Genomic DNA, 12168 nt, shown 5'->3' with positions numbered 1-12168 from the left:
TTGTATGAATATATTATCTCTCCTTATTGATTATATGTAATAGATATCTAAAAGTTTTAAAGAAATAGTAAGTTGCGTATTCAATCAGAGAATATTATAGCGAGCTATTTTTATTCAAAACAACTCGCAGTTTTTATAAAAAATATATAGTTATATTAAATATGCTTATTAGTTAATTGAGCATCATCAACAACTTTTTTGCTTAAACATATACTTAATCCCAAGATTACTGAAGCTGCTATGGAAGTAAACATATTTAGCATGGATCCAGTTAACCATAGGGCTATTATAAAACCTAATATAAATATAATTGTTGATAATAAATATGATTTCCATCCCTTAGTTATATTTAATTTAGAATTTATTTTGTAAGTAACTTTGAAATTTTCATCAATTTGAAGATAAATATAAATAGTTATTAATACTATCATTATTCTTAAAATTCTATTATACATTTACTTGGCTCCTTTATAATTTATTTATTCTGTAATCTAATGAGAAGAGTATATTTTTCATGTATAAATTAAAAATATTTTAATAATACATTCACCTCCTAATCACATGATTATAGTTAGCGATGGAATTATTATAACATAATTTACAAAATATGTTATAAGAAAAATTGATTAAGAATGAGGATACATAAGTAATAATTTAGGAAGCTTAAATAGCTTATAATAATTAAAAGAGTAATTAATTTAAGATAAATATTAAAAAAACAGTATAATAATAAAAAATAGAGGTGTATCAAATAGAAGTTATTTTCTATTTGATACATTTCTATTTTATTGGTATATAAACAAATTAAAATTATTAATTGTAATGTAACTAATAAAAATTAGAAATATGTTTGGTTACGTATATGGTATAGAGAATAAAGTATAATAATGTCGATATACTTTTGAAATCAAGTCTTATTGAAATAGAAAAATAACTATACTTGTGGAAAAAAATAATATTTTGAATAACTTTTTTAAAAAATGCTATTATTCACAAGAAAATTTTGCTATAATTTCGTATATAATTTAATGTTAAGAATACACAAATAAATTAATTTTACCCAAGCAGAATATGAATTTAACTAATTATGTGATTGTTATTGATTATATATTATTTAATAATTTAAATTGTAATCTTAAATATGGGTAGAAAAAAGGAGCAAGATATGATTTCTATAAAAGCATTAGAATATTTAAAAGGATTAGCTGAAATACAGGCAGATAGTATATCTGGAGGAATTTTATATTTATTTATCAAGAATGATGCAGTAATTTGGAGAAAACAATCAAAAGATTTTAAATTAAATATATTTAATATTGGTGATAGTGTAAGTGTCAATGGAGTAACAGCAAGAGCAGAAAAAGAGAAAAGAACAGTAATTGAAAATGTACCACGTTCTCTTTATGGAATGAGGCTTAGAATTATAGCAGAACCAATGGTTGATGATTCAGGAGAAATTGTTGGGGTATTTTCTATGGTATTTCCTAGAATTCATCCTGTAGGAAGTGCATTTAAAGATTTTGCACCGATATTAGCTTCAATGTTTTCGGAAGGTGTATTTATATATACTACTGATTTAGAAAAAATTATTAATATACAATCTTCAAAGAAATTTGATATACCTGAATTAGCTTTTGAAGCGAAATTTAATGAAGATTTTATTGCGTATAAGGCAATAAAAGAAAAAAAAGTTATTTCAGAGAAATTACATGAATCAAAATATGGAGTAGAAACTTTAATGATAAATTCACCATTATTTGATGAAGAGACAGGAACAGTTGTAGCTACCTTAGGATTAGCTGTACCAAAGGGAACTGCAGCAAATTTACGATCTATGTCAGAGAATCTTGATAGAGGGCTTACACAAGTAGCAGCAGCTATAGAAGAATTAACAGCATCAGCATCTACTATACATACCAACGAACAAAAACTTAATGATGAGATTAATGAAATAATTATTCTTTCAGAAGAAATTAATAAAATATCATCATATATAAAAGAAATTGCAGATAAAACAAAGATGCTTGGATTAAATGCAGCAATTGAATGTGCTAGAGCTGGAGAGGCAGGAAAGGGATTTGGTGTTGTTGCAAATGAAATAAGAAAATTATCAGAGCAATCCAAGAGTACAGTTCCAGAAATTAATAGATTAACTGATATTATTAAGCAAAAAGTAATGGAGGCAAGTGAAATGAGTAAAAGCTCATTGTCTTCAAGCGAAGAACAAGCAGCAGCTTCAGAAGAAATTACAGCAAGTGTAGAAGAAATATCAACATCAGCGGAAGAATTGAATAATATTGCACAAAATTTATAAAGAAAACATGGAGTTGTTGCGTTTTGCAACAACTTTTTTTAATATCTAGGAAAGTATAAAATTTTGAAAGTCAGTTATATCAATATGTTGAGCAGTATCAAATGGGAAAACGTGTTACCACTAAGGGGAATAGTTCAGATGCTTTTTATTAATTCATTTATATATTCTTGTAAGAGTTTTGTAAGAAGTTAATTGTATAATAACAAAATTGGGATGAGTTAAAAATTTAGGAGAAATAGAAATTTTAAATTTAGACTTATAATTTTAAGTTAATAATATTTTACACAAGAGATGTTTAATCAAAAATAAGAAAAATAGTGTATAGATAAATATCTCATATTTATTAATAAAGTGTAAAAATAAAATTGATATATCTAAAAATTCAATTAAGGAAAGGATTATATATTTTATGAAAAGTAAAAAACTAAAGAAAATTATAGCTATTGCTATAGTAAGTTCAATTACATCAACTCTTATGCCAGTAGCAGCATCTGCAGAATGGTTACAAAATTCAACTAGCAATTGGAGTTGGACAGAAAGTGGTGAAAAAACAACAGGGTGGAAACAAGTTGAAGGAACTTGGTATTATTTTGATAATAATGGAGATATGAAAACTGGTTGGGTTCAATCAGCTGATTCTAAATGGTATTATCTAAATTCTAATGGTGCAATGAAAACAGGATGGTTACAAGAATTAGATGGGAAATGGTATAAATTAGGATCTGATGGAGCAATGAGGACAGGTTGGGTTCAAGAATCAGATGGAAACTGGTATAAACTATCAACTAGCGGAGCAATGCAAACAGGTTGGATACAAGATTCAGATAATAAATGGTATTTTGCAAGTTCATCAGGAGAAATGCAAACAGGAGTAATTCAAGTAGATGGAAAGCCGTATGTACTCTCACAAACTGGAGATATGTTAGTTGGGACAAATGTCTCAACCGAAGGAAATATATATACAACAGATGCTAATGGTGTAATTATACAAGGAAATTCATCAAATAGAGGTATAGAATTTAATAAAAAAGGTGACCCTTTAGCACAAGGTCAAGGATCAGGTGATGGAAAACAATCTACAACAACATCAAATACACAATCAAGTAATACAGATACAACAACTACTAAAAATAACGATAATAACTCAAGACATCATAATTCATCAATTAACATAACAAAAATAAATGAATTAAATGATATTAATGTTGCTAACGGAACAGAATTAAGTAAAATTAATTTGCCAAGTAATGTTACTGTAAAATTAGATAATGATAAAGAAATTAGTGTGCCGGTAATCTGGAATGAAGGAAATTCAAATTATAACAAAAATATAAGTGGAACATATACATTTAGTGGAACGCTAAAATTACCAAGTGGAATAAAAAATTCTTCTAATTTAAAAGCGACTATAAATGTAAATGTAGGTGCAGCTGGAGTGACTAAGAAATCATTAGCGAGCATACGTTCATTGCCAGATGCAAATGTAAATAATGGAACATCATTACATGAACTTAGTTTACCAAGAAATGTACGTATAACATTAAGTGATAATACAACAACAAGTGCAGCAGTAACATGGGATGAAGGAACACCAACTTATGATGGAAGTGTATCAGGAACATATACGTTTATTGGGCAATTGGCATTGCCAGATGATATAACAAATCCTAATAATTTAACAGCAACTGTAAATGTTAATGTGGCGTCAGCTAATACTGGTGATAGAGAAGTGCTTAGAGTACGTCCAGTATCAGATATAAATGTAAATAATGGGATTTCATTAGAAGATCTAGACTTACCAAATAGAGTTCATTTAACATTAGGTGATAATACGACAACAAGTGCATCAGTAACATGGGATGAAGGAACACCAACATATGACGGAAGTGTAGCAGGAACATACATATTTAGTGGAGAATTAACATTACCAGAAGGAATAACAAATCCTAATAACTTAAAAGCAATTGCACAAGTAAATGTGGCATCTGCTGAAATGGAAAAATCAGTAATTGGTATAAATCCAATACAAGATGTAAATGTAAGTAATGGAACATCATTAGATGCAGCAAACTTACCAAGTGATGTTATTGTGAGATTAGATGATAATACAACAACAAGTGCAGCAGTAACATGGGATGAAGGAACACCAACATATGATGAAAGTGTAGCGGGAACATACATATTTAGTGGAGAATTAACACTGCCAGAAGGAATAACGAATCCTAATAATTTAAAAGCAATTGTACAAGTAAATGTAGCAGCTGCTGATACACAAAGATCTGTAGTAAGTGTGGATACAATACCAAATATAACTGTAAATAATGGAACATCATTAGATGCAGCAAACTTACCAAGTGATGTTATTGTGAGATTAGATGATAATACAACAACAAGTGCAGCGGTAACTTGGAATGAAGGAACACCAACATATGATGGAGAAGCAGCAGGAACATATAGATTTGATGGAACATTAACGTTGCCAGAAGGAATAACGAATCCTAATAATTTAAAAGCAACAGCAAATGTAATAGTAGCAAATCCGATGATAGCTACAGGAATGACAGTAATTGTTGAACCAAAAACAACTCCAGAAGATGGTAGATTAATGTTAACTGTAACTCCAGAAGCTGAAGATGCAAATCATAAAGTATACTACAGAATTTTAGATGGACAACCAACTCCAATGAATGTTGGAGCAGTAATAAATCCAACAGATTGGACAGAATTATCTGATACGCTTCCACATGAAATCAGTGCAGAAAATGGTATGTATGTAGAAGTAGTAGAAGTAACAACAGATGATAATAAAGTTACTAAATGGGGAAAATCATCAGAAACAAATGATGGATATGTTGCACCAACAGTACCAACAGCAAAAGTAAGTAACTTAGCATTTACAGATACTGATGTTAATGCAAATGAAATGGGTGGAACGCTAACATGGACAGCACCAACAGATGAATCAAATGTGACAAGCTATGCAGTTTATTCATCAACAGATGGAACTACAAAAGGTGAACAAATAGGAAGAGATGTAGCAGTAGGAACAAATCAATTAGTAATTCCAGCAGATACAGAATATACACCATATGTAATAGTAGTAGCAAAAAATGCAGTAGGTGAAGCAGAATGTGCTAATTACTCTAGTGTTAGAGTAACAGATGTTGCTCTAACAGCACCAACAGTGACTGTGTGGGACTTAACATTTACGGATGCTGATACTGATACAAACCAAATAGGTGGAATATTAAGATGGACAGAACCAACAGATGTATCAAATGTGACAAGTTATGCAGTTTATACATCAGTAGATGGAAGAACAAAAGGTGGGCAAATAGGAGAAGATGTCCCAGTAGGAACAAATCAATTAGTAATTCCAGAAAATACATTATATACACCACATATAATAGTAGTGACAAAAAATGCAGCGGGAGAATCAAGGTTCTTTACCGGTATATTAGTAAGGGATTTAGCACCAACAGTACCGACAGCAAAAGTAAGTAATTTAGCATTTACAGATACAGATAATGATTCAAGACAAATGGGTGGAACATTAACATGGAATGCACCAACAGATGAGTCAAATGTAACAGGATATGCAGTTTATGCATCAACAGATGGAACTACAAAAGGAGCACAAATAGGATCAGATGTATCAAAAGGAACAAACCAATTAGTAATTTCAGCAGATACAGAATATACACCATATATAATAGTGGTTGCAAAAAATGCAATTGGCGAAGCAGTATCATCTAATTATGCTAAAATTGGGGTAACGGATGTTATGCCGACAGCAGTAAAAGTTAGTAATGATTCAGTAACAGGAGCAACTGCTGGGGATGCAAAAATAACAGGCTTAATTTCAGGAAGAGCGTACAAAATAACAGATAATTCAACTGGAATATCGGAATATACAAAAGCAGATGGAACATTGACAGCAGATGTATCACAAGAATCAGCTTTAGGAGAAGGTATAACAGAAATAACTGGATTGACTAATGGAACGACTTATAAAGTAGAAGAGATAAAAGTAAATAGCGTAGCACAATTAAATGACATAACTGTAGTAAACGGAACTCAATTAGACTCATTGGAATTACCAAATAAAGTAAGTATAACATTAAGTGAGAATAGAGTAATAGATGCAGGAATAACATGGGATATAGCAAGTGCAAACTATTATGGAGATATAGATGGAACATATACATTTAATGGAACAATAGCATTACCTATAGGAGTGATAAATCCAAGTAATTTCAATACAAAAGTGAATGTAATAGTAAGTAAAAATATAACACTTAATAAAACTGCTACAGCAAATTCATGGAATCTTCAAGTTGAGGAAGCACCATCAAAGGCATTTGATGGATATACAAATACTAAGTGGTGTTCAACTAAACCAGGAGATAATTGGTTAGAATTAGATTTAGGTAAATCTTATGAAATAGGAAGATGGGTTGTAAAACATGCACATGCAGGAAACGAACCTGCTACTTGGAATACAAGCGACTTTAAATTACAAAAAAGAAGTGATGATGGATTAAGTTGGATAGATGTTGATAGTGTAACCGGTAATACAGCTGATATTACTGATAGAAATGTAAACCCATTCACTGCTAGATATGTGAGATTATATGTAACAAATCCAGTTCAACCTGGAGAATGGGCAGTAGCAAGAATAGATGAATTTGAATTGTACAAAGATCAAAATCCAACAGTACCAACAGTGAAAGTAAGTAATTTAGCATTTACAGACACAGATAATGATTCAAGACAAATAGGTGGAACATTAACATGGAATGCACCAACAGATGAGTCAAATGTAACAAGTTATGCAGTTTATGCATCAACAGATGGAACTACAAAAGGAGTACAAATAGGATCAGATGTATTAAAAGGAACAAATCAATTAGTAATTCCACAAAATACAGCATATACAACAAATATGATAGTGGTAGCAAAAAATGCAACTGGTGAAGCAGCACAAGCTAATTATGCTAATATTAGGGTAATGGATGTTGCACCAACATTAACGGCACCAACATTAGTAGCTCAAAGTAATGCAAATGTTGATAATGATATTGAGATTACATTCACAGATAATGAAGCATGGCGTAATGCGGTTACAGATGTACAAATAGATGGTCAGTCTGTCGGAACAGGAAACTGGACATTATCCGCAGGAAAATTAACTTTAACTACGCATAAAGCAGGAAATAAAAAAATTAAAGTCATTGCAACAGGATATACGGATGCAATAATTACACAATATATAGCTTTTGATAATTTAAGTATTGATAAAAGTACAGTGAAAGTTGTTCCAAATGATCAATTACCAAATGGCGAGGTATTAGCAGCAGGTCATACTTCAACTGTTACTATTACTGCAAAAGATAAATATGATAATCCAATATCAAATAAGCAATTTAAATTAGATATGAATGTTACAAATAAAAATTCTTCTACACGTGAAGCCTATACTATAAACAATATTTTATTAAATGGGTTTCAAGCTTCGTATTCCGCTAGACTTGGTTTAGACTCAACAAACGATGATGGTGAGTCAAGTTTTGAAATTTCTATACCTAATCAAGTTGATGCTGAGGATGGATTTACTATTGATATTAAGGATAAGGATACTAACTCTCAAATTGGTCAAAGAATAAGTTTTTTTGATTAACCAGGTTAATATAAGTAGGAAGAGGAGGCAATTTTGCCCTTTCTTAAATTTATCAATACAAAATATTTTTGTAGGAGGTATTAAATATTGATCAGCGAAATTATTATAGATGAGAATAGACATGATTATAGAGAATTAATTCCTAAGGAGTTTTTTGATATAAATAAAGAAAAATATATTATAATAGGAACAAAATCTAAAAACGAACCATTAGGGATACTTATATGCGAATTAATAGATAAAAATGGAGTTATATTATTTTCAAAAATAGATAAATCAGTTCATAGCAGATATGAAGAAATTGCAAATTCTTTATTTCAGGCATTAGAAAGATTGCTTTTTGAAAAAGGTATACAATATGTTTTTTGTTTTCATAATGAGAAAATCAAAGATAATTATTTTAAAGAAGTTCTTGAAAGCAGAGAGTGGTTGACATCAGAAGATCAATATGAATATTTAATAAATCCTAAAAAAATTACGATGTCATCAGTACAACCTAAGTTAGATAAAAAATTTCAGTTACTTAATTTAGGAAAAATGAACATAGATAATTTAGAATTACTAATTAATCAAATTAATAAAACAGTTAATAGTAGTGAATTAATACCATCCTTAGAGTTAATTGATTTATCCAAAAGTTATTTTTTAATATATGAGAATAAAGCAGTTGGCTGGTTTATTGTTAATAAAAATGAAGATGAATTAGAAGAAAGATTACTTATATCTCGTTTTTATGTTATTAATAAATTTAGAGAATTCAAAGTATCCAATTCTTTTGTAAAATATGCTATGTATCAAGTATATTCGAGTTATAAATATAAATATCTTGCTCTAAATGTCTTAAAAAATGACAGTAAGCTAAATGATATTATTAAAAAAGGCTTTTTAGGAAAAGTGGAAGAGAAAAAAACTATATTAAGATCTTTTAAGAAGTTAAATAAATAATACTAATTACAAGAGTAGTAATATTAATAAAATATACAAATTAAAATTAATTAAACGTAAGTTTATACATTTATTAATAATTAAAATATTAAGAGCAAACAATTAAAAAGATTATTTTACAATGAAATAAATCACAATATATTATTAAGGAGTTTACTAACAATGTAGGCTCCTTAATTCGTTTATTATTTTGAATATAATTTAATTTTAGATTTAAATATTAAGATAGTAGTTATTTCTTTTATTGCCAAGATTATTATACATACTGTAAAATATTATATACAAAAGAATAACAGGAGGAATAATTACATGTACTGTGAGAAATGTGGACAAAAGAGTGAAGAAGGAGATTTATACTGCAGTAAGTGTGGTAATAAACTTAATGAATCAATATATAATAGCCACAACATTATTAAAAGAAAACCAAATGCAAAAATTTTTGTAGGAGTAATAGTTTTAATTATTATTGGAATTGGTTCAACTATATTTTTTACTAATAAATTTAAGATGAGTGAAAACAAAACATTAAGCAAAACAAATAGTGGAGTTACGCAACCAAGTGCAGATGATACATCATCCGATTCTAAAACACAAACTAATACAGAAAATGAATCATCATCTTCAACAAGTACACAAAATTCTAAGAATGATGAAAGAGCATCTAAACAAAAAAATGCCAAAGATGCTAAAGAAAAATTTGCATCTTTATTACAAGATACAACATGGCTTACTAACAATGCAGAATATAAAAACAGTGGTTCTGTTAAATTCTTAATTTTAGATATTAATCAAGATGGAGTTCCAGAAATGTTATTATCTAATCAATCAGGTTCTTTAGCAAGCTGGGCAATATATGTTGTTACATATAACAATAACAATAACAATAATAATGTAAATGTCCAAAAAATAAATACAAGTCATGGAGGATTTGCTGGATATTTAAGTGATGAGAAAGTATTTTTAATAAATGGAGAACAGATGGGATATGGCTGGGGAACAGCATATAAATTAGATAATGATCAATGTGTACAAGTATATAAATGGGCAGATAATGCTGGAACTGGAAAAGAATTAGAAGGTAAAATAAATGATGCTAGCGTATCTCAAGCAGAATACAAAGAATTTACTAAGAAATTTCAAAATGCAGATTCTAACTATAAAGAATTTTATGATATAAATACAGAAAACATTAATAAATATTTACGCAATTAACTAGATAACAAGTTATGTGGTAATCAACCGAAAGAAGCTGTATTCTTTCTAGTGTAGAAAATATCTTAAGATATAAATATATAAGTACTTTAGAAAAAATACTTTTTTACAAACAGTTTGAAAGTTAAAAGAATATGAAGAGAAGACTGTTATAAGTTTGTTTATCCAGTGATTACATAAAATTGAAATATGTCGATAAATAAATTACTAATGAGGTAACTGAAAAATACGGCTGAATAGGTATATATGTATATTTTTGAAGGTCATTTATGTATAAGAAATTGTTACAAGACTATTAGAAGTATTACTGTCACCGGGACTCTAGATAATTTTGTGTTATTAGTATATTTGTTATTTAAATATTACTGGAAATTTTATGGTCCAGTAATATTTTTTTATTTTTAGTAAATGCTAAAAATATGTTTTATATCCATTTATAGTATTAGTGAAAAATCAGATATTATACATAAAGTTTAGCAAAAAGTACAAGCTATTAAGCTAATTCATCATTTAATTGTTCTTCAAATACTATTGATAATTCTGCTAAAGTACGACCCCAATTTGGTGTTGGTTGAGTCCACTTTTCTATAATTTCCATAGTAGCTAGATAAACACATTTACTTAAAGATTCATCGGTTGGAAATACAGTTCTTGATTTAGTATACTTACGTATTTGTCTGTTAAATCCTTCAAGCGTATTAGTTGTATATATCATTTTTCTTATTTCAGGAGAGAAAGTGAAGAATGTTGATAGGTGACTCCAATTGTTATACCACGAATCTATTACAATAGCATATTTATCTCCCCACTTATCCTTTAAATTATCGAGCTGCGCTAGCGCAAGTTCCTCAGTTGAAGCCTTATAAACACATTTTAAATCTTTAATAAATTCTTTCTTATCTTTTGATGCTATATACTTAACTGAGTTTCTTATTTGGTGAACAATACATGTTTGAATGTTAACTGATGGAAATACAGTTTTAATGGCTTCTGGTAACCCCTTTAATCCGTCCATACATGCTATAAGGATTTCTCGTACGCCTCTATTTTTAAGATCAGTGCATATCTTTAACCAAAACTTAGCACCCTCAGCTTCATCTACCCAACTTCCTAAAATTTCTTTGTATCCTTGCATGTTGTATCCTAAGCATATATAAACAGCTTTATTCATAATCTTTCCATTGCTTCGCACCTTGAAATACATAGCATCCAAATACACTATTGGATAAACTTTATCTAGTGATCTATTTTGCCACTCAACAGCACTTTCCATAACTTTATCTGTAATTCTAGATACCATAGAAGGTGATATTGTTATTCCATATAAGTCCTCTATTTCTGCTTGAATATCACTTGTGGTCATTCCTTTTGCGTAAAGAGAAATCACCTTTTTATCTAATTCTGTACACACAGTTTCGTATTTCTTTATAATTTGTGGCTCAAATTCAGCATTCCTATCTCTTGGTACGTCTAAATCGACGTCACCGAAGGAACTTCTAAGATTTTTGGTACTATATCCATTTCGATAATTCTTTTTTGTAGAATCATTAGTTTCTGCTCTTTGATATTTATTTCTTCCAAGGTGTTCTTCCATTTCACCTTCTAAAATATTTTCTAACACATCTTTAACTAATCTTTGAATTAAACCATTTTTACCCATGACATCATCGATAGTCTTACATTTCTTTACCTCAGCTTTGTAATCAAAGTCATCATCAATTGGTTTTGACATACATATTCCTCCTTTATTCTTTATGTATATTATTCCAAAACTACCAACTGATTATGTAAAAAAACAGTAGATAGTTTTGTTTTTTACACAAAACTATCTACTGTCCCCTGTCACCTGATTTGTTTGTCTAAACTATTTATAAAAAATATAAGGACTTTCTCAGCAGGCTCATTACTAACTAAATTTATGCATTGAAATATATTCTGAACTAGAAAGAAATGGTGCTCTTTTGTGAAGTGTTACATGGAGAAAAGGACTGTAGGATTTTTTTGGCAAAAGTTGTTC

At 29.2% G+C, this 12168-nt stretch carries 6 protein-coding genes; 4 read left to right on the top strand and 2 right to left on the bottom strand.

What is annotated here, in order from left to right; genetic code table 11:
* Positions 1–155: 155 nt before the first annotated feature.
* Positions 156–455, bottom strand: a complete 300-nt coding sequence (locus CLSA_RS16335; protein WP_022747505.1) for a hypothetical protein — start codon at positions 453–455, stop codon at positions 156–158.
* Between the two features lie 710 nt (positions 456–1165).
* On the opposite strand from CLSA_RS16335, the gene CLSA_RS16330 reads away from it, so the two are divergent.
* From CLSA_RS16330 to CLSA_RS16315, 4 genes are all read left to right on the top strand, one after another.
* Positions 1166–2314 carry a methyl-accepting chemotaxis protein gene (locus CLSA_RS16330; protein ID WP_022747504.1) on the top strand — a complete coding sequence of 383 codons (1149 nt, stop codon included), beginning with the start codon at positions 1166–1168 and terminating at the stop codon, positions 2312–2314.
* Between the two features lie 409 nt (positions 2315–2723).
* Entirely contained in the window at positions 2724–7994 is a 5271-nt protein-coding gene (locus CLSA_RS22205; RefSeq protein ID WP_022747503.1) for an Ig-like domain-containing protein, read from the top strand.
* Positions 7995–8081: 87 nt separating this feature from the next.
* Positions 8082–8939 (top strand): hypothetical protein, encoded by an 858-nt coding sequence (locus CLSA_RS16320; protein WP_022747502.1) that lies wholly within the window; start codon positions 8082–8084, stop codon positions 8937–8939.
* A 309-nt stretch (positions 8940–9248) separates the two neighbouring features.
* Positions 9249–10151, top strand: coding sequence for a TFIIB-type zinc ribbon-containing protein (locus CLSA_RS16315; RefSeq protein WP_022747501.1), 903 nt, complete (start codon positions 9249–9251; stop codon positions 10149–10151).
* 493 nt (positions 10152–10644) lie between these two features.
* Here CLSA_RS16315 and CLSA_RS16310 read toward each other — a convergent pair whose 3' ends face one another.
* Positions 10645–11883 (bottom strand): IS256 family transposase, encoded by a 1239-nt coding sequence (locus tag CLSA_RS16310; protein WP_022743471.1) that lies wholly within the window; start codon positions 11881–11883, stop codon positions 10645–10647.
* Between the last annotated feature and the right edge of the window lie 285 nt (positions 11884–12168).

It is taken from the genome of Clostridium saccharobutylicum DSM 13864 (assembly GCF_000473995.1).
GTDB classification, from domain to species: Bacteria; Bacillota; Clostridia; order Clostridiales; family Clostridiaceae; genus Clostridium; species Clostridium saccharobutylicum.
Note: the sequence above shows the minus strand (reverse complement) of the source record. Positions and strands in the feature narration are given on the sequence as shown.

What these genes read in the sequence shown, in the direction of transcription:
- CLSA_RS16310 (WP_022743471.1), bottom strand. Translation starts at nt 11,883, where the DNA reads ATGTCAAAACCAATTGATGATGACTTTGATTACAAAGCTGAGGTAAAG.
- CLSA_RS22205 (WP_022747503.1), top strand. Translation starts at nt 2,724, where the DNA reads ATGAAAAGTAAAAAACTAAAGAAAATTATAGCTATTGCTATAGTAAGT.
- CLSA_RS16330 (WP_022747504.1), top strand. Translation starts at nt 1,166, where the DNA reads ATGATTTCTATAAAAGCATTAGAATATTTAAAAGGATTAGCTGAAATA.
- CLSA_RS16335 (WP_022747505.1), bottom strand. Translation starts at nt 455, where the DNA reads ATGTATAATAGAATTTTAAGAATAATGATAGTATTAATAACTATTTAT.
- CLSA_RS16315 (WP_022747501.1), top strand. Translation starts at nt 9,249, where the DNA reads ATGTACTGTGAGAAATGTGGACAAAAGAGTGAAGAAGGAGATTTATAC.